Below are 19056 nucleotides of genomic sequence, written 5' to 3' on the forward strand. Positions count from 1 at the left end.
TTCTGCTCCTAAAACAACTCTCGCATTAATCTTAGCAATTTTTGAGCGGCTGCTTCCCAACTAAATAAATCCCCCGTCTCTTTAGCTTTGTGAGCTACCTCAAAACGCATCGGGTCTTCAACAATTTTTCGCAACTGTTCGCGAACAGACTGAAGATTTGGCTCGGCCCAATGAGGAGAATTTCGGATTTTTAGAGACTGAGTATCGTAACACTTTCCTACGGGCATTAGATCGTAAGCAATGGGATAGCAGTTATCACTCTTGGCGTACTCAGTCGGACCGCCGTACATAGTCATAGCGACGGGTAAACCCGCCGCAAAGGCATCCAAAATTTTAATTGCAAAACCCTCGCCGCGAAAGGGAGCTAAAAAAGCATCGGCTGACAAGTATAAATTAGCTAGTTCTGCTTTATTATAAAATTTAGGGATAATCAGAATTTTTGCCTTTAATTTGCCGAGCTGCTTTTCAATATTGGCGAGATGTTCCACGATAACATCTGGATTTTTGCCCCCATCTTTGATTATTAACTCTACGTTAGAATCATCTTGAAACTCTTCCCAAAAAGCTTGAATGGCCAGATCCGTGCCAAATCTATAGAAATCAAAAGAATTGGTCATGTGCAGAATATGTTTTACATCTTTTGGTTTTTTTGGGGATCGGGGAAAATAGAGTTGCGAGATTAAAGGATTGAAACCTAGAGGCATGACTGATACGTTGGTCGCCGGACATCCAGCTTTTATTAAAACGTTTTTAGAATATTGGCTGACGGCTAGTTTGTGAGATGAAGTGTTAACAGCATCGTAAATCCAGTAATCATAATCATCATGATTTTTGGCGAATTCGTAATTGATAGCAAAAAGTTCTAAGTTGAGATGTCCGTTAAGTTCTTTTAAAAAATAAGGTTTCCAGTAATGAGACCATTTTATCTGAAATAAATCTGAGGGTGTGGTGTTCATCCACTTCTCTAGCAGGTCGTTTTCTTCTGCTGTGGAATTGCGGCTGAGATGAGAGGCTATGGTTGAAGGTTCGACCGAAATAGGAATTCCCATTTGGTGTAAAGTTTTCGCCAGGGATAGGGTAATGTCGGTAAAGGAGTTAAAGTGTTGAAAGGCAACGTTAAAGTGAACCATATTTATTGGTTATTAGTGCAGGGTAATCGCATCTAATTTGGTATAAATTATACTTGACAAATGACAGAAAATGCACCCGCCAGAGGCAGGGGTGCGGTGGAGACCGGATCGGCGACCAACAAGCAGTTAAACTGGGAATGGACCTCCGGCAGGTATCCCTCACTCAGGCAGATGGAAAAAGGCTGCCGTGAAATCTACCGCCGACGGAACATTGTTGAACGTGCTAAGCTGTCGCGCATTTAAATTTTATATTCTCCGCAGGCTCATAGGCCCACCCCACAAGACGGGGAATTGTTTTTTAACAGACAATTTAAATGTAGAACAGCTTATCAACCGACTCAAGCAATGGAGTCGGATCGCTATGGGATATGAGAAGCTGGCTGCCAATTATACAGCCATGATTACGATCGCCTGCATTCTGTTGTAGTTATAGTTTTAAAACACGCCCTAGGCCAGAGCACGTGATGGAAATAAATCAACTAGGTGGAACCCCAGCGAGCGTGCTTAGCTGGCTATCAGCATCACACTCAATTTTCATTCGTTAGTTTACGAGATGCGCTTGAATGATGCTGTCAAATGTTTTAAAAATTTTCCTCACCATTATACGTTAATTAAGATGCGATTACCCTGTAATATCTCTGAGTAACTTTTTTTATTCTTTCTATTATGGGGTAGTTCAAATTGGCAAAATTTTCTAAAAAACTGGGCTTTAATATATTCACCGCAGGCAATGAATCTGTTTGTTTTGGTTGGTGATTTAAAGTTTGAGTAAAACTTTTTGCCATTGATAGCACCCATAAACTACAATAACTACATTGAATTATTCGGATTTAACTGTAGCATATTGTGGGTTCAAATTAAGAGGCGTTTACCCTGGAGCGTAAAGCCAGGATTAGGCAGCAGTTAAACCTGTCTGCCTCTCCTACTTGACTTTTGTGACATTTTCGTAAGTTGTCACCAATGGGAAGACCCTGGTAATGAAGATTTGGAGGCAGAGCCTCCAAATCCTTTTCTCCTTTGAATAGAGGCTGTGCCTCCTCCAAAGGCCTTCCCAGGCAGAGCCTGGGAAGGATTGGAATAGTCATTGGTCATGCGTTAATTGCTACTAACTAATAACTAATAAGCTGTTCTACATTTAAATTGTCTGTTAAAAAACAATTCCCCGTCTTGTGGGGTGGGCCTATGAGCCCGCGGAGAATATACAATTTAAATGCGCGACAGCTTAACTAATTAGCCCAGCTTCTGGAACACTGCGAACATCGGCAGATACATCGACAGCAAAATCGAACCTACGATACCACCGACGACCACAATCATCAGAGGTTCTAGCATACTGGTAAGTCCTTTTACTGCTTCTTCCACTTCCGTTTCGTAGAAAGCGCCAACTTTCATCAGCATCTTGTCAAGTTCCCCTGTCTCCTCGCCAATTGCCATCATTTGAATGGCCAAAGACGGAAAAACAGCTTGTTCTTGCAAAGCAATACTGATCATGCCACCGCTTTGAATTTCCTGTCTCGCATATTCGATCGCATTAGATATCGCCTGATTCCCCGCCACATCTCGCACAATTTCCAAAGAATTGAGAATCGGCACGCCCGATCGCGTTAGTGACCCAAATATCACGCAAAACCGAGCCACAGCCGATTTTTCGATCAAATCTCCAAAAACAGGCAATTTCATGGCAATCCTATCAATTTGTAGGTGGCCCATTGGAGTTTTATAGTACATATCAAAGGCAATTTTGAGCGCTATAATTACCCCAATAACTGTCACCTGTTGGATCGGAGGCCAAGCCGTACAAAATGCACTAATTCCCAACATTATCAGCGTAAAAGTCGGCAAATCTGCACCAATATCCTTAAATATCTTAGCGAAAGTTGGCAGCAAGAATATGGTCATTGCGAAAAAAATCACGATCGCCACAAACAACACCGTCTTCGGATAAGACATCGCCGAATTAATTTCAGCCTCCGTCTTGTGATTTTTTTCCATCATCACCGCCAGACGGTCTAGGGTTTCATCTAGCACCCCGCCGACTTCTCCCGCCGCCACCATACTGATAAACAGTTGGTCAAAAACATCAGGAAACTTAGCCATCGCCTCTGCCAAGTTTATCCCCTCCTGCACGTCAGCATTCATGCTCCTGAGCGCTCGTTTCAGCTTAGCATTAGAACACTGCTCGTGCAGCACGGAAAGGCATCTAACGATCGCCACCCCTGCATTAAACATAGCCGCAAACTGACGAGCAAAAATAGCCAAATCCTTAACAGTAAGGCTGGTAAGGTTATATTCAATTTGCTCCTGAATCTTACTGAAATCAAAGCCACCTTTCGGTTTTTCGCGGATAACGTTGGTAGCCACAGCTCACCTCTGAAAATTTATTAAAAGTTATGACTCATCAGTCATCAGTCATCAGTTCTTTCTACGGACTCCAGACTAATGACTGCTGACGGAATTAATGAGCTTTTACCGGGGCGCCACCAACAGGTGCCGGGCCGATCAAGCGTTCGAGTTCGTCAGCCTTAGAAGCCTTGCTCATTGCCGCTTCCCAAGTGACTTTACCGCTCTTGTAAAGTTCAGCGAGGGCCATTTCCATCGTCCTCATGCCCAATTTCGCCCCCATTTGAATTTGGGAGTAAATCATGGGAGTTTTGCCCTCCCGGATCAAGTTAGCCATAGCTGGAGTATTCACCATGATTTCCATAGCGCAGCAGCGGCCGCCCCCAACTTTCACTACCAAATTTTGGCTGCAAATTCCCACCAAAGAGTTAGATACCTGGGCGCGAACCTGGGGTTGTTGAATGGGCGGGAACACGTCCAAAATCCGATCGATCGTTGCAGCCGCCGAATTAGTGTGCAGCGTTCCCATCACCATGTGACCCGTTTCTGCCGCCGAAATTGCCAGACCGATCGTTTCCAAGTCGCGCATTTCCCCCACGAGAATTACATCAGGATCTTCGCGCAAAGCAGCTTTCAGGGCATTAGCAAAGCTCTTAGTATCTTCGCCCTTTTGGCGCTGGTGAAACAAACTCTTGATATTAGGAAACACGTATTCGATCGGATCTTCAACTGTTAGAATGTGTTCCGCCCGCGTCCGGTTGACCAGATCCAACAAAGCCGCCATCGTAGTAGTTTTCCCGGAACCCGTTTGTCCCGTCACCAACAGCATACCCCTGGGTCTTTCCGTCATATCCCGCAAAACCTGCGGCACGCCTAAAGCATCTGCATTAGGAATCTTAGAAGCCAGAGCCCGCATACAAGCAGCCCAAGCACCCCGCTCCCGGTACACATTGACGCGAAACCGAGCCAATCCCCGAACGCCGTAAGCGCAGTCGAGTTCCCACTCCATTTCCAACTGCTTGCGCTGCATATTGTTGAGCATTTGGAAAATCAGGATCTGCACTTCCTCAGCAGACAGAATGTCGCCGTATTGAGTCTGAGGAGTTAGTTTACCGCTGACTCGGAAGAATATAGGCGCGCCCGCTTGGATGTGTATGTCCGAACCCCCTTGCTCTACCAGGGACTCCAGTACGTCTTCAATCATCAGACCCATAGATACCTCTCCTCGATCGAATTGATAGTTATTGACCAATCTAGCTCAGTTAACAGTCAACCGTTAACAGTCAACAGTTAACTGCTGAATCAATCCAAAAAGCGCGGCGTCAAGCAGTACGGACAATCCAGCATCTCCGGCTTCAATTCCGCCTGACAAGTTTTGCAGGTAAGTCCCTGCTTGCGTTTGGCCTTCAGTTCAGCCTCCAGCCCCGAGTCTGTAAACGTCACCCGCTCGACTTCTTCAAAGGTAGTCGCGCCTTCCCGCACCAACTGCAAGCTGTAAGCCAACAACGTTTTCATCCCTTCTTCTACTGCTGCTTCCTTAATTTGCTCTGTGGGAGCTCCTTGAGTGATCAGGGTTTGAAGCCGCTCAGTATTTTTCAGGAACTCGTAAACCCCTACCCGTCCTTTGTAGCCTAGGCCGCCGCACTTCCGACAAAGTTGCTCGCGTTCTGCCAGTTCCTTCCTTTCCTCCACCGGTATAGTGTTGGCTTTGTAAACAGTTAGATCGATTTCTTGAGAAGCCGACAGACCGTACTTGCCGAGTTCTGCTGCAGTAGGCTGGTAAGGAATGCAGCATTTGTCGCAAACGCGCCGCATCAGACGCTGAGCCAACACGCCCAACAACGCGGCCGAAACCATGAACGGTTCTACGCCCATTTCGGCCAAACGGGCGACTGCCCCGGCCGCGTCGTTCGTGTGCAGCGTCGTCAGCACCAAGTGTCCCGTCAAAGCAGCTTCCAGAGCCGTTTTGGCCGTTTCCTTGTCCCGCGTTTCCCCCACCAGCATCACGTCAGGGTCTTGCCGCAAAAATGCCCGCAGAATGTTGGAAAAAGTCAAGTCTTTTTCCCGAATTACTTGACATTGGGTAATTCCTGGCAAAGCATATTCGATCGGGTCTTCCGCCGTACTGATATTAACCCCCGGATCGTTCCGTTCCGCCAGAATCGAATACAGAGTAGTTGACTTGCCCGAACCCGTCGGCCCCGTCACCAAAATCAGTCCGAACGGACGGCTAGCACTCTCTCGCACTAAAGCCAGAGTTTCCTCGTCGGAGATTAACAAACCCAAACCCAACTGAGTGCTGGAACTGTCCAAAATCCGCAGCACGATTTTTTCGCCGTACCGCGAAGGCAAGCTGTTCACCCGGAAATCCACCGTGCGTCCCTCAAATACCCGGCGGATACGGCCGTCTTGAGCTTGTCGGCGTTCGGCAATATCCAGGTTGGCAATAATCTTGAAACGAGCGGTAATCGATGCTACTACCTGCTTGGGAAACCGGAAATACTCTTGCAGCACCCCGTCTTTCCGCATCCGAATCCGCATGAACTCTTCTTGAGGTTCTACGTGGATGTCAGACACCTTTTCCGACAAAGCTTTAGCCAAAATGATATTGACTGCCTTAATTACCGGGGCCGCCTCTGCATCGTCCAAGGTGTTAGCGAGGTCTTCTTGGTCGCTACTCTCCTCTTCTAGCGAGAGCTCGCCAAAATCTCCCTCCCCCAAATCCATCTTTCTCTGTTTTTCGATTTCAGCTTTTTTAGCTTCCCTCTTAACTTGTTCGTCTTGATAAGCAGAAGTAATGTCCTGGTAGTCGTCCGGCGTAATCACTCGCCGCTGCAAAGCCAAGCCGTGAGGCTGTAAAATCCGCCGCAAATCTTCTATGGCGTTGAGGTTGTCGGGATCTACCATTGCCACTAAAACCGCCGGCGGCTCAGTTTCAGTCTTCGCTACGGGTAAAAACCGACCTTGGTGACAAATGTCGATCGAAATCTTCAACGCATCGAGCATAACTCCGAGTTGCTCGTTAGACATTTCGCTCATCTCCGGGTCAAATGCTTCAACCCCGTAGACTATCTTCCGTTCAAACATCTGCTGCTTCTTGTAAAGTCGCAGCAATTCTGGGGGCAACGGCTGCCCGGTAAGTGCTTCTAATACCTCCGTCAAACGCTTGCCCGACTTCTGGCTTTCAATTTGAGCTTGCTTCACTTGCTCGCCGTTGACGTAACCCGACAGAATCATCTTGGTGAGAGCCGGAGGAAATTGGCTCACAGAAACTAGGGATGTGGAGCGCAGCGGGGATGTGCTAGTCATAAAAAACACTCAATAGGTGGGAAACTCAGTCACAAAGAGTGCTGAGAGGAAAAGCAACGCGGGGTTTTAACCCCCGTATTCTTTGCTTGTGGATCGGCTATCATTTTCTTGCTCAATCCCTATCTCTCAAGTGTAAGCTCGCAGTCCCCTCTAAGCTTCGTCCACAACTTGACGAGATGTTGGAGGGATTTGCCGGTGCTTGCAATCAAATCTTGTTCGTTGAGTGCTAAGTTGCTTACTTACCTGATTAACTTGCGGGATACTCTCGTTATAGCGTCAGGGCATATCACTTGGGGATTCCCCGTACCGGGAGAGAAAAGCGGGGCGGGGTGTGCCCCCCTCCCAGGCTAATTCTATTTTCCCAAATTGTTTGCTCAAATTACACCGTCCGTGGTGGCGCGGTTAGCTGTACTAAATTAAAGATGACCTATTTTCTGTGATGATAGCTTTTACGAAAGCCTCGATCGCCCTTGTGAAATATATTTTGATTAATTATCTGCGATCGGTCACTGCCCGATCGTCGGCTGCATGAGCCCCAGGGCAAATTTTGAGCAACTCTAGTTTCGGGTCACTAAATATTACTTTGATTCTACCCTGGTGTCCGAACCTTTGTGACGTAAGGTTGACGGTTCAAAAATCTTGGGAAGAGCCAAATTAGATATCAATCGTATTTACAGATGAGCACCTCAGCGAGACCAACTAATCTCTCTCATTTGGCTGGGGACAATTCGAGACTTCAAGCGACTTCGGCGGTATCGAATCAAAAAAAACACAGCCCCAATTCGCCTCAAGATTAAGAATCTACTATCTGAGTTACACCAGCACACAGCTAACTGCAGTCACTCCATACAAATTCCTTTTTCTCCCCACTTGCCAAACTCCGAAAATGGGAAAAAAAGCCAGCCTCAGCTTGCTAATAAAACAGCGTGATAGATGATAGCTTTAACTCACTATAGTTTTAAGTAAACCTTGAAAAATCAAGCATCCGAAGGGGTAAATCTTGTAGTAGACTTAACAGCAGAATATACTTATAAAAATTGTTGTAAATGCGATCGCGTTAATTAAAAATGAGGAACCAACAAATGTTGGGTTTGCCCTATTAGGGCCATATTATACGTAAATATATAAACGGGCTTTTGAATATTTGAGGGAAAGCTTTGAGCAATGTCTCGATATCTGGCGAGATTTCCTCTTTTCACATTGTGCCATACACAGTCAATTCGATCCCTCTAGATTTACCGGGTTAACTGTATCTGCTAGAATTGATAGGGTTCTGTCGCGCAGCTTTTATGATTGACGAGGAAAAACAGCAAGATCAAGATCCTAACTCAACTGGGGAAACCACCGCAGAGGGTTCGCCAATGGCAAGCGAAAATCCGGCGGCATCAGGAAACTCGAACGGATCGGCGGATTGGGAACTCGAACTTGCTCGAGCTTATCAAAGTGCTCAGGGCGATCGCACCCCAGCAAACGCATCGGGGCCTACCGTCACCGGCAGTTCAACAAACGGTCCGACTGCAGACGCGGTGGAGCCTTGGAAGAAGGAACTGGCGCAGGTAACAGATGAAAAAGAGGCTGTAAAAACTCAGTTGCAAGCCGCATCCGCTCAACTAGAAGAACTGAAAAATCAAAATCTCCGCCTAGCAGCAGATTTTGAAAACTTCCGCAGGCGTACCCAAAAGGAAAAAGAAGAGCTAGATTTACAGGCAAGGTGTCTGACGATCAAACCCCTGTTGCCGGTAATTGACAATTTCGAGCGCGCTCGATCGCACATCAAGCCGCAAACCGACGGCGAAATGAACATTCACAAAAGCTACCAAAGCGTTTACAAGCAAATGGTAGATAGCCTCAAGCAAATCGGGGTTTCTCCGATGCGCCCCGAAGGCGAACAGTTTGACCCCAACCTCCACGAAGCTATGCTGATCGAGCCAACTGACGAACACGAGGAAGGAACAATTATCCAAGAACTAGAACGCGGCTACATTCTGGGCGATCGCGTCTTGCGGCACGCCAAAGTGAAAGTTGCAGCGGCTGGGCTATCTGTGGTAGCCTCAGATGAAAATCCCGATAGTTCGGAAGGTTAATCGGGATACAAGCTACTGCATTCCTCAAAGTCACTGACCCCCGAATAGAATTCGGGGGTTCTAAGGTGGCAGACTCACCAACTTCTGAATTAAAGATGGCTAAAAGCAGGTCAGCGCTTTCTCCAAAAATTCTGAAAAATGTTTTTACCCGTCTTTGATATTGCTTGAGGACATCAAGTTTATTTCCTACAAATCTAGTCGGGTGATGCTTGTTTGAACAAGCTGAGTCGTTTTTCCTCCCCCAACCTGTAGTTGGAGGTTTCCAAACATCCCACAAAGTTTTATGAGGCGCTATGGGAAAAATTATTGGAATTGACTTAGGCACAACTAACAGTTGCGTAGCTGTGCTAGAGGGCGGTAAACCCGTCGTGATCGCCAATTCCGAGGGCGGCCGCACAACTCCGAGTATAGTAGGATTCGGCAAGGCGGGCGATCGCTTAGTAGGTCAACTAGCCAAGCGGCAAGCTGTAACTAATGCCGTAAATACTGTCTACAGCATCAAACGATTTATCGGACGGCGGTGGGACGACACGGAAGAAGAACGAGCCCGAACTCCCTATACCTGCATAAAAGGCAAAGACGATACCGTTAACGTCCAAATTCGGAACAAGGTTCACACTCCCCAGGAAATCTCGGCAATGGTACTCCAAAAGCTCAAGCAAGATGCTGAAGCTTATTTGGGACAAACTGTTACCCAAGCCGTGATCACAGTGCCAGCCTACTTCACAGACGCCCAACGGCAAGCTACCAAAGACGCCGGTACGATCGCGGGGCTAGAAGTCCTGCGGATCGTCAACGAACCGACGGCGGCAGCCCTTTCCTACGGGCTGGACAAGCAAAATATAGAACAGAAAATCTTGGTCTTTGACCTGGGCGGCGGTACTTTCGACGTTTCCATCCTGCAACTGGGAGACGGAATTTTTGAAGTCAACGCCACCTCCGGCAACAACCATCTCGGAGGAGATGACTTTGACGACTGCATAGTCCAGTGGCTGGTAGAAGCTTTCCGGACTCAAGAAGGCAGTGACCTCTCACAAGACAAAATGGCCTTGCAGCGCCTCCGAGAAGCTGCGGAAAAAGCGAAAATCGAACTCTCTAACCGGGAATCGACCTCAATCAATTTGCCATTCATCTCCTCTGACGAGAAAGGGCCGAAGCATTTGGAAATGGAACTCTCCAAAGCTCAGTTTGAAAAACTGGTGGCTCATTTGGTGCAAGCGACGATCGATCCGGTGACTCAAGCCCTCAAAGATGCAAGTTTGACCCCCAAAGACATAGACAGGATTATTTTAGTGGGAGGCTCAACCCGGATTCCGGCAGTTCAAAAGGCAATTAGCAAGTATTTTGGGGGCGTTTCTCCCGATAAATCCGTCAATCCCGACGAAGCTGTAGCCGTAGGCGCGGCAATTCAAGCCGGGGTGTTGGGCGGTGAAGTCAAAGACTTGCTGCTGCTCGATGTGACGCCGCTCTCCCTGGGGCTCGAAACCTTGGGCGGGGTGTTCACCAAAGTAATCGAGCGCAATACAACTATTCCCACCAGCAGATCGCAAATGTACAGCACGGCGGCAGACGGGCAAACCTCGGTAGAAATTCACGTACTCCAAGGCGAGCGGGCACTGGTTAAAGACAATAAAAGTCTCGGCAAGTTCCTGCTCAAAGGCATTCCCCCAGCCCCCCGCGGCGTACCTCAAATCGAAGTTACCTTTGAAATCGATGCCAACGGGATTCTCAAAGTTGCCGCTGAAGACAAGGGAACCGGAAAAGAACAAAGCATCCAAATTTCCAATACAGGGGGATTGAGCGAAACCGAAGTCGAGCGGATGCGGCAAGAAGCCGAACTTTACGCCGACGAGGACATCAAGCGCGCTCTACTTGTCGAACTCAAAAATCAAGCTGACTCCCTCGTCTATAATTGTGGTGTAACTTTAAAAACCAACGCGCAACTGCTCAGCGACGACCTCAAGGTCGAAGCCGAAACAGCAGCAGTAGCCTTGCGGGCAGCGATGACTAACCCCGACATCACAATCGAGGAACTCACGCCCGCAATCGAATCTTTCAAGCAACTGCTATACTCGCTCGGGACAGCAGTCTACGACCATGCCCGCAGCGGGGTAGCCCCGTCAGGAGCTGTTGTTGAAAGGGAGATGATGTCAAAAGTAGAATCAGAACCAGAAGAGGTTAAAGCCGACGACGACAGCATTTTGCTGACAGAAGAGCTGCTGGTGGCGCCCCAAGCTCCGCCGGAACCAAAGCCGGAACCAAAGCCGGAACCAAAGCCGGAACCAAAGCCGGAACCAAAGCTGGAATCAAAGCCGGAATCAAAGCCGGAGCGACAGTCAAAACGACAGTCAAGTCCACAGTCAAATCCACAGTCAAAACAAAAACAGAAGGTTCCCGAACCAGAAGTTGATGATATGAATCCTTTCCTTTAAAACTGAAAAGCTAAAAATTAAAAGTTAAAAATTAACAATGAGAATTTTTGATTTTTAATCTGTAATTTCAGGAAAGGTCGCCCGTTTCTTTTTCGTACACTTTTTGTTATTTACCTCCAGGCAAGCAGCTCTATGGCCGGTGATTACTATGAAATATTAGGCGTTTCTCGCAGCGCAGACAAAGAAGAAATTAAGCGTGCTTACCGCCGCCTAGCTCGCAAGTACCATCCAGATGTCAACAAAGAACCCGGTGCCGAGGAGCGGTTTAAAGAAATTAACCGCGCCTACGAGGTACTCTCAGAACCCGAAACCCGCGCCCGTTTTGACCGCTTCGGCGAAGCAGGCGTCAGCGGTGCAGGCGCACCTGGGTTCCAAGACTTTGGTGACAGCTTTGCCGATATTTTTGAAAGCTTCTTTCAGGGCTTTCAGGGAGGCGTCGGCGGCCAACAACAGCAAGGTCGCAGGCGCAGCGGGCCGGTGCGCGGAGACGATTTGCGCCTGGATTTGCGACTGGATTTTCGGGAAGCAGTGTTTGGTGGCGAAAAAGAACTCCGCATCAAGCATCTAGAAACCTGCGAAACTTGCACCGGGACTGGCGCGAAACCCGGAACCAGACCCCAAACCTGCTCGACTTGCAGCGGCAGCGGTCAAGTCCGACGCGCGACCCGCACTCCTTTCGGCAGCTTTACTCAAGTTTCTGTTTGCCCCACTTGCAACGGCACCGGGCAAGTGATTGAGGATAAGTGCGAAACTTGCGGCGGCCGGGGCCAGAAAGAAGTGATGAAAAAGCTGAAAATCACTATTCCGGCTGGGGTTGACAACGGTACTCGCTTGCGCGTTTCCAATGAAGGGGATGCCGGCAAACTGGGCGGGCCGCCCGGAGATCTTTACGTGTTCTTGGCGGTGAATGAAGACCCGCTATTTAAGCGGGACGGCACTAGCGTTAGCTCGGAAGTTAAGATTAGTTATTTGCAAGCAATTTTGGGGTGCCGGTTGGAAGTCGAAACCGTAGACGGGCCGACGGAATTGGTGATTCCTAGCGGAACTCAGGCGAATACTGTCCTGACTTTGGAGAAAAAAGGGGTGCCTCGGTTGGGAAATCCAGTCAGTCGCGGCGATCATTTGATTACGGTGTCTATTGACATTCCGACTAAGGTGACGGCTGAGGAACGGGAATTGCTGATGCAGCTTGCTAAGCTGAAGGGCGATCGTACTGGTAAAGGCGGCTTGGAAGGGTTTCTGGGCAATTTGTTTCAGAAATAAGCAATTTTTGACACCCATGGGTGTCAAATTTTCCTGTTTGAGGATTCCCCGGCCATTTGTTTTAGTATCTGTCAAAAAATTGTGTGCAATTGCTCACAAAAATTGCAGGTGGTACGCTTCCTGGGCATTCGGTTTCAGCAGCGCTCAAAAAAGTGAGCGCAATGGCGCTCACTTTTTCCCGAAATAATAATCTGTGTCCAATTGGACACAAAATTTGAGATTCTCCCTTTTCCAGGCAACTTGTTTAAAGAACTAAGGCTTTCAGGATTTGAGATTGCAAACAGCATTATGAATTCAACATCGAAAATTGAAAATCCCAAATCCCCAGATGCCAAAATCGATCTGCGGGGTACTCCGTGTCCTCTGAATTTTGTCCGCACTAAATTGCGCTTGGAGCAAATGGCACCGGGAGCAGTTTTGGAAGTGTGGCTCGACGCTGGGGAGCCGATCGAACAAGTGCCCGATAGTCTCAAAATGGAAGGCTACCAGATACTCGAAACGCAATTTGTCGCGGATGAGCCGGATTCGGGTTTTTTTGCAATGAAAGTGCAGCGCCCAGAAGACAAGGAAGCAGGATGAGCCTGAATTCGCCCTCGATCGTCGGTACGGTAATTGCTGTTCAGGCTAACTTCTACCAAGTGAGGTTAGATCCCGAAGTCTCCATTGACGGGAAAAATGCTCCCCTCGCGGATTCTCCGACTCTCCTGTGCACTCGCCGCACTCGACTGAAAAAAATTGGCCAACAGGTGATGGTGGGCGATCGCGTGGTGGTAGACGAACCGGACTGGACTGACCGCCGGGGTGCAATTTCTGAAGTATTCCCCCGCCAAACAGAACTCAACCGCCCGCCTGTAGCTAATGCCGATCGCATTCTCCTCGTTTTTGCCCTCGCCGAACCAGACTTAGATCCCGCGTCATTAACTCGGTTTTTAGTTAAGGCCGAATCTACAGGTTTAGAGGTGAGTTTGTGCCTGAACAAATGCGATTTGGTCACGCCCCACGAGTTGGAACAGTGGCGCGATCGGCTTTCAGGCTGGGGCTACGAACCAATGTTTATTAGCGTCCGCAGCAGTGTCGGATTTCAGGAAGCCGCCGCTAACGGTCAAAATGAAGTTTCTGCCTCGGAACCAGCTTTTCATGACTTAGTGGAGAAAATAGAGCCATATAAGCTGAGTTCTGAGGATAACCCCCAAGTTTCAAATTCGGTCAAGCCGTTACATCCGTTAAAGCCCGTACCTAGCCCGTTGCCGAACTTCCTTCTGGGTCACTTGCAAGGGAAAATAACGGTAATTTGTGGCCCTTCTGGGGTTGGCAAGTCCAGCTTGATCAACCAACTGATCCCGGCCCTGAATCTGCGAGTGAACGCTGTTTCCGGCAAACTCGGCCGCGGGCGCCACACGACTCGCCACGTCGAACTATTTGAACTCCCCGGCGGCGGACTTTTGGCCGATACTCCGGGCTTTAATCAGCCGGCTCTCGAATGCGATCCCTCAGAGTTAGCGGCATATTTCCCAGAAGCTCGCCAGAGGCTGGCTCTGGGTAGCTGCCAGTTTAGCGACTGTTCGCACCGAGACGAGCCTAACTGTGTGGTGCGGGGCGGTTGGGAGCGCTACGATTATTACTTAAATTTTCTCGAAGAGGCGATCGCCCGCCAGCAACAACAGCAAAACTCTAGTAGCGCCGAATCGAGTTTGAAGCAGCAAACCAAGTCGGATGGTACGCAGCATTACGAACCGAAGCTGCAAACTAAAAAATATCGCCGCTCTTCCCGCCGCCTTCAACACCAGTCACTCCAAGATATGTGTCAAGACTTAGAGGAGTTGTGAGGAAGTCGACGCCCATCGCCCGCAGACACTAGACAACAGTACCAAGACTTACCCAGAAACCGGGTTTCCTCGACGAAAATACTTGGTTGCACCCCGATGCCCCCTTCGCAAAACCGGCGTTCTTTAGTCGCGAGTGCGTAAGTCCTGAGTACATTAATAGCTAAAATTAAATGGCCTTAGATTTGTTAAAAAAAGTAGAACAGAAGCAAAAGTTAGCGGGTACTGCAGGAGCAAAAATATTGTGAATATTCAAGAACTGTTTCAAAAAGGCGGCCCCGCCATGTGGCCCCTGTTGGTGTTGTCGATTCTATCTTTGAGTACAATTATCGAGCGCTTGTGGTTTTGGGCGAGCCTCCTGAGCAAAGAAAAGCAGATAGTTAACCGCATTCTGGAAGCGGCTCGCAGCGATTGGGGGGCTGCTAACGAGATTGCCAGACAAGCTAACCGACAGCCGATCGGGCGATTTCTTTCTGCACCCCTGCGGCTCTACAATCCCGAACCAGATTTGTTTCGACTCGCACTCGAAGCTGCAGCCGATGAAGAGTTGGCTTCGATGCGCCGCGGCGACAAAATCTTAGAAGCTACGATCGCTCTAGCCCCTTTGCTGGGCTTGCTGGGAACAGTTCTGGGCTTGATTAACTCGCTCAGTTCCATCCGTCTGGGCGACATCGGCACGGCGGCAACAACTGGCGTAACTTTGGGGATTAGCGAGGCGCTGATCACGACTGCTTCAGGGATGGTAGTAGCAATTTTTACCTTGGCCTTTTATCGGATATTTCAAGCTTTTTTGTTCAACCAGGCAAAAATATTTCGCAAAGCTGGAAATGAACTGGAATTGCTTTACAGGCAATACTGGCCGGCCGCTAATGCTAAGGGTCGATCGCCCGGTGCAGAATACAGCAATTCTTCTTTTGGTGCAGATGGTTTGAACAGGCGTTCTCTCAATTCTCAAGAATCGGGAGAACGGCATCGGGAGCCGAAATTGAAAGGTTCCGATCCGGCTGAAGATTCACCTTCTAATAATTAAAACTCCTGAGAACTGATGAAGATTAATCTAGATAATCCTGCTGAAGAGGCTCGGATAGAACTGGTGCCTTTAATTGACGTGATCTTTTGCATTCTGACGTTTTTTCTGCTGGCGGCTTTGCAACTGACTCGCCAGCAAGCAATTAATGTCGATTTGCCTAAAGCAAAGACTGGACAAACGCAGATGCGAGAGATGCTGATTGTCAGCATTGACGATTTCGGTCAAACTTATCTCGATCAATTGCCTGTTAATTACCAACAACTCGATCGAGTTTTAAAGAGTTTCCAAAGCAGAAATCCTGCGGGGTTGATGGTACTGTACGCTCCTCAAAATGCTAGATATGCCAAAGTTGTCGAGGTTTTAGACAAATTGAGAGAGGTAGGGGGCGATAGAGTTGCCCTGGCAACTCTTCCTAGTTCGGCTCCTTCCCCATTGCCCAATACCTCGCTTCCCAATTCTGGCATTCCTGCGGCACCTGCGATCGGCAATTCCGGTCAACCCCTGCAGTCTCCTGTGGCTCCTGGGCAGCAGCAGCTCAATCCAAATCAGTTTCAATCTCCTCTCCCGGCTCCTGGGCAGCAGCAGTTCAATCCGAATCAGTTTCAATCCCCTCTCCCGGCTCTCGGGCAGCCTAGCAACTCTGGGGCAAATCAGGGCATTCCTCCTGTTTCACCTGCACCCGCTGCTCCCAATTTAAGACCCGGAGCGGTCACTCCACCGCAGGATGGGGGGTCATCGAATTAGTCACAAGGAATAAGGGAGAAGGAATAAGGGAGAAGGAATAAGGGAGAAGGAATAAGGGAGAACAGAGAAATAGAAATTCTCCCCCTCTCCCCCTCTCCCACTCTCCTCATCTCCCACTCTCCTCATCTCCCCCTCTCCGACTCTCCTCATCTCCCCCTCTCCCCCTCGCGCAGAGAATCTCCGCCGGATTTGGTATAAAGGGCTTCAATTCTTTTGGTTCGTACTGAGCCTTTTTTCTCTTGACAAGTAGATACACTTGTATATGCCTGCGGAAGGAACTTTTGCAGACATCTCGCCATCTCTATCCCTAAGTAAGTTATTTCTTCTGACAGATGGTAATTTTGTCAAATGATTGTTACCTTTTGTAATATATACTAAAGCCAGATGGGCAGTCGGGCATCCCGAAACCAACGGTCGATCGCTGAAACAACTTACAAATCTGGTTAATCCAGGTGTTCACTTTTAAGTCACCTTTACTTACAGAGGAGTCAAAGTCATGAGCCAACCAGCAGAATTGTCTTTGGAACAGCAATTTAGCCTGTGTTCCTTCAAAACACAGGTAAGTGACATGAGCCGCGAACAAGCTCAGGAGTTTTTGGTCAAGCTTTACGAGCAAATGATGCTACGAGAAACCATGTACCGCCATTTTCTGAAACACCACTGGGGTTTAGAACCTAACCCAGGCGTTGAGTAACCAAGAGTCGCAGTCGGCGACCTCCGTCTCTTACTCTCTTCCCTCAGGCGGAAAGGAGTTGGGGGTGATGGGGCGTCACTCGAAGGCAGAAGCTAGAAGACCTGTGTAGAGACTTGAGAAAAATTAGAAAGTTTCTTTGTGGATTTCACTCGAATTGGGGAGTCGAGCTAAGCAGTTTGTCGATCGACACCACCGGAGAGCGCAAAGATAATTTATCGCCTCGACTCTAAAATTGGATAACTCTTAATAGTGTTAATTTTTCAACCAATTAAACTTTTTAACCAATTCAATATATTTGTGTTTAGTTGCAGCGGATGAGGTTTGACAAAAATGGCGCTAGTCGGACATCTGAGCGCGACCTCCGACTAGCAAAACCTTCATTTTTCACATCAATCCCTAGAACTGGCAACTGTGGACTCCAGAAAGAGTTATTCCGGCTGACGTTCTAGAGTCGCCTCCATTGTACTTGTCAAGTAATGACCAGACATGATGCCACTAGATTGGTAGTAGCGGTTGTCATCAACCCGGTGAAGGGTATCAAAACCAGTCCGGCGCTGGCGTTCGTCTCCCAATACCCAATAACGCTGGACGATCGACTGGGGAGCAATCCAACCTTCGCCCTCGACGCGGCCGAGTTCGCTGTGTTGGAGTACAAAAGTATACTGCCGTTCATCGCTGTTGAGGTGTCCTCGGTACTGCAAAATAATCTCTTCGCGATCGCCTCCAGGAAACACCAGTTTCGTCACCATACTGAACCAATCTGTTCGGTTCCAGCTCACTAAAGTTTTGCCTTTAACCGTAATTGGCACGCCATTGCGCTCAATCCAGCTTCCTTCGAGCGTCCATTGGCCAGATTCCATTAAAAACGTGTGAGCCACAGTGCTGTTCCTATGCTTTTGCTGCTGGCTACAATGCTGGTGCAACAACGCACAGCCGTTGTCCCTCAGACTCTATGCTATCACGCCCAACTGTGCCAACAAGAGTTAATTTCCCCTAAAAGTACCGGTGCCCGGGCACCAGTAACTCGAGGCAGATTGCCGGGAATGCCCCGAACCCGCCATGCTGCTAAAACCGCGAAAGCGATCGCCTCTTTAAAATCTACATTCAAGCCTGCCTCAGAAGTAGTCAACACTTGCACTGGGTGCAATTGAGATTGCAATCGGCGTTTTAAGTAGAGATTGTGGCTGCCACCGCCGCACAGTAAAACTCGATCGGGCATAGCCGGTAAAAAAGTTTGGTAACTGTGAACGATCGAGGCAACAGTCAGTTCTGTCAAAGTAGCCAGCACGTCAGCAGGACTGAGGTTGTAACCTTGGGCCTCGACCAAACACCTGTCAAAATAGTCTACACCAAATAGCTCTCGCCCCGTTGATTTCGGCGGTGCTTGGCGGAAGAACTCTGATGCGAGCCAATCCTCGACTAAAGCTTGACAGGGAGTTCCCGATGCCGCCCAAGCTCCACCTTCGTCGATCGTCTTAGTGCCGCCCGAGAAGTGCTGCACTGCCAAATCCAAGAGGGAGTTCCCCGGGCCTGTATCCCAGCCCGATATGCCATCCCCAAGACTCAAAATTTCTGACTCGTCCTGGTTTTCCCCTTTTCCCGTGGCCGGAAGATAGGTAACATTGCCAATTCCGCCGAGATTTTGGATGCAGAGGCTGCAGTTGGGTTCCGCCAGCAGGCAGGCATCAACTATTGACACTAAAGGTGCTCCTTGACCCCCTGCTGCAATGTCTGCCGAGCGAAAGTTACTCACAGTAGTAATTCCTGTCAATTCCGCAATTAGCGCGCCCCGCCCGAGTTGCAAGCTGTAGCCCATTAACGCACCGGCGCTGTCTTTCTGGGCTTTCCCAGCAGGTCGGTGGTAGACTGTTTGACCGTGAGAGCCGATTAATTCGGCATTATCATATTCTGCTTGAATTGTCAATGCCGCCGTGGCAAATTCTTGGGCGATGGCATCATCTAATTCTGCTAGTTCAGCCATTGACAAAGCTGAGCCGCTGCAAACTGAGAGAATTTGCGATCGCAAATTAGCAGGATAAGGGAAAGTCTTGCCGGCCACCAATTGCACTTTCAAGTCTGTTTGGGAACCGACGACATCCACTAAAGCAGCATCAATGCCATCCACCGACGTGCCGCTGATCAAACCGATAACGCGGGTCATTCTATTTTAGATTTTAGATTTTAGATTTTAGATTGTTCAATTTTTC

At 48.6% G+C, this 19056-nt stretch carries 15 protein-coding genes; 9 read left to right on the top strand and 6 right to left on the bottom strand.

All coding sequences use genetic code 11. The features are described from left to right. Positions 1-8: 8 nt before the first annotated feature. Positions 9-1130: a glycosyltransferase family 4 protein gene (locus OSC7112_RS12190; RefSeq protein ID WP_015176181.1), complete on the bottom strand. Its 1122-nt coding sequence runs from the start codon at positions 1128-1130 to the stop codon at positions 9-11. A 187-nt stretch (positions 1131-1317) separates the two neighbouring features. Here OSC7112_RS12190 and OSC7112_RS42360 point away from each other — a divergent pair, with 187 nt between their 5' ends. Next, positions 1318-1557, top strand: a complete 240-nt coding sequence (locus tag OSC7112_RS42360) for a hypothetical protein (RefSeq protein ID WP_397319317.1) — start codon at positions 1318-1320, stop codon at positions 1555-1557. An 803-nt stretch (positions 1558-2360) separates the two neighbouring features. Here OSC7112_RS42360 and OSC7112_RS12195 read toward each other — a convergent pair. The 3 genes from OSC7112_RS12195 to OSC7112_RS12205 form a co-directional block, all read right to left on the bottom strand. Then, positions 2361-3491 (bottom strand): type II secretion system F family protein, encoded by a 1131-nt coding sequence (locus tag OSC7112_RS12195; protein ID WP_015176184.1) that lies wholly within the window; start codon positions 3489-3491, stop codon positions 2361-2363. 94 nt (positions 3492-3585) lie between these two features. After that, the gene (locus tag OSC7112_RS12200; protein ID WP_015176185.1) at positions 3586-4683 is read right to left on the bottom strand and encodes a type IV pilus twitching motility protein PilT; all 1098 of its coding nucleotides are present in this window, start codon (positions 4681-4683) and stop codon (positions 3586-3588) included. A gap of 89 nt (positions 4684-4772) precedes the next feature. After that, positions 4773-6779 carry a GspE/PulE family protein gene (locus OSC7112_RS12205; protein WP_015176186.1) on the bottom strand — a complete coding sequence of 669 codons (2007 nt, stop codon included), beginning with the start codon at positions 6777-6779 and terminating at the stop codon, positions 4773-4775. Between the two features lie 1289 nt (positions 6780-8068). Between OSC7112_RS12205 and grpE the strand changes: the two genes are divergently transcribed. From grpE to OSC7112_RS12245, 8 genes are all read left to right on the top strand, one after another. Then, positions 8069-8863, top strand: a complete 795-nt coding sequence (gene grpE / locus OSC7112_RS12210; RefSeq protein WP_015176187.1) for a nucleotide exchange factor GrpE — start codon at positions 8069-8071, stop codon at positions 8861-8863. Positions 8864-9156: 293 nt separating this feature from the next. Further along, positions 9157-11295 carry a molecular chaperone DnaK gene (gene dnaK / locus OSC7112_RS12215; protein WP_015176188.1) on the top strand — a complete coding sequence of 713 codons (2139 nt, stop codon included), beginning with the start codon at positions 9157-9159 and terminating at the stop codon, positions 11293-11295. Between the two features lie 132 nt (positions 11296-11427). Beyond that, on the top strand, positions 11428-12558 hold the full coding sequence (gene dnaJ / locus OSC7112_RS12220) for a molecular chaperone DnaJ (protein ID WP_015176189.1): 1131 nt from the start codon (positions 11428-11430) through the stop codon (positions 12556-12558). A gap of 288 nt (positions 12559-12846) precedes the next feature. After that, positions 12847-13137, top strand: coding sequence for a sulfurtransferase TusA family protein (locus tag OSC7112_RS12225; protein ID WP_015176190.1), 291 nt, complete (start codon positions 12847-12849; stop codon positions 13135-13137). Continuing rightward, on the top strand, positions 13134-14384 hold the full coding sequence (gene rsgA / locus OSC7112_RS12230; protein ID WP_015176191.1) for a ribosome small subunit-dependent GTPase A: 1251 nt from the start codon (positions 13134-13136) through the stop codon (positions 14382-14384). Before OSC7112_RS12225 ends, rsgA begins: the two co-directional genes overlap by 4 nt. Before the next feature lie 241 nt (positions 14385-14625). Continuing rightward, positions 14626-15411, top strand: coding sequence for a MotA/TolQ/ExbB proton channel family protein (locus OSC7112_RS12235; protein ID WP_015176192.1), 786 nt, complete (start codon positions 14626-14628; stop codon positions 15409-15411). Between the two features lie 15 nt (positions 15412-15426). Further along, a complete protein-coding gene (locus OSC7112_RS12240; RefSeq protein ID WP_015176193.1) occupies positions 15427-16155 on the top strand; it encodes an ExbD/TolR family protein in 729 nt (242 codons plus the stop codon). Between the two features lie 496 nt (positions 16156-16651). After that, positions 16652-16849, top strand: a complete 198-nt coding sequence (locus OSC7112_RS12245) for an NblA/ycf18 family protein (protein WP_006635253.1) — start codon at positions 16652-16654, stop codon at positions 16847-16849. Between the two features lie 428 nt (positions 16850-17277). Here OSC7112_RS12245 and OSC7112_RS12250 read toward each other — a convergent pair whose 3' ends face one another. Continuing rightward, positions 17278-17727 carry a hypothetical protein gene (locus tag OSC7112_RS12250; protein ID WP_015176194.1) on the bottom strand — a complete coding sequence of 150 codons (450 nt, stop codon included), beginning with the start codon at positions 17725-17727 and terminating at the stop codon, positions 17278-17280. Positions 17728-17807: 80 nt separating this feature from the next. After that, a complete protein-coding gene (locus OSC7112_RS12255) occupies positions 17808-19010 on the bottom strand; it encodes an anhydro-N-acetylmuramic acid kinase (protein ID WP_015176195.1) in 1203 nt (400 codons plus the stop codon). Between the last annotated feature and the right edge of the window lie 46 nt (positions 19011-19056).

It is taken from the genome of Oscillatoria nigro-viridis PCC 7112 (assembly GCF_000317475.1).
In the GTDB taxonomy this organism is placed as follows: domain Bacteria; phylum Cyanobacteriota; class Cyanobacteriia; order Cyanobacteriales; family Microcoleaceae; genus Microcoleus; species Microcoleus nigroviridis.

Coding starts and splice junctions, on each gene's coding strand:
- OSC7112_RS12190 (WP_015176181.1), bottom strand. CDS start 1,130: ATGGTTCACTTTAACGTTGCCTTTCAACACTTTAACTCCTTTACCGAC.
- OSC7112_RS12200 (WP_015176185.1), bottom strand. CDS start 4,683: ATGGGTCTGATGATTGAAGACGTACTGGAGTCCCTGGTAGAGCAAGGG.
- OSC7112_RS12205 (WP_015176186.1), bottom strand. CDS start 6,779: ATGACTAGCACATCCCCGCTGCGCTCCACATCCCTAGTTTCTGTGAGC.
- grpE (WP_015176187.1), top strand. CDS start 8,069: ATGATTGACGAGGAAAAACAGCAAGATCAAGATCCTAACTCAACTGGG.
- dnaK (WP_015176188.1), top strand. CDS start 9,157: ATGGGAAAAATTATTGGAATTGACTTAGGCACAACTAACAGTTGCGTA.
- dnaJ (WP_015176189.1), top strand. CDS start 11,428: ATGGCCGGTGATTACTATGAAATATTAGGCGTTTCTCGCAGCGCAGAC.
- OSC7112_RS12225 (WP_015176190.1), top strand. CDS start 12,847: ATGAATTCAACATCGAAAATTGAAAATCCCAAATCCCCAGATGCCAAA.
- rsgA (WP_015176191.1), top strand. CDS start 13,134: ATGAGCCTGAATTCGCCCTCGATCGTCGGTACGGTAATTGCTGTTCAG.
- OSC7112_RS12240 (WP_015176193.1), top strand. CDS start 15,427: ATGAAGATTAATCTAGATAATCCTGCTGAAGAGGCTCGGATAGAACTG.
- OSC7112_RS12245 (WP_006635253.1), top strand. CDS start 16,652: ATGAGCCAACCAGCAGAATTGTCTTTGGAACAGCAATTTAGCCTGTGT.
- OSC7112_RS12255 (WP_015176195.1), bottom strand. CDS start 19,010: ATGACCCGCGTTATCGGTTTGATCAGCGGCACGTCGGTGGATGGCATT.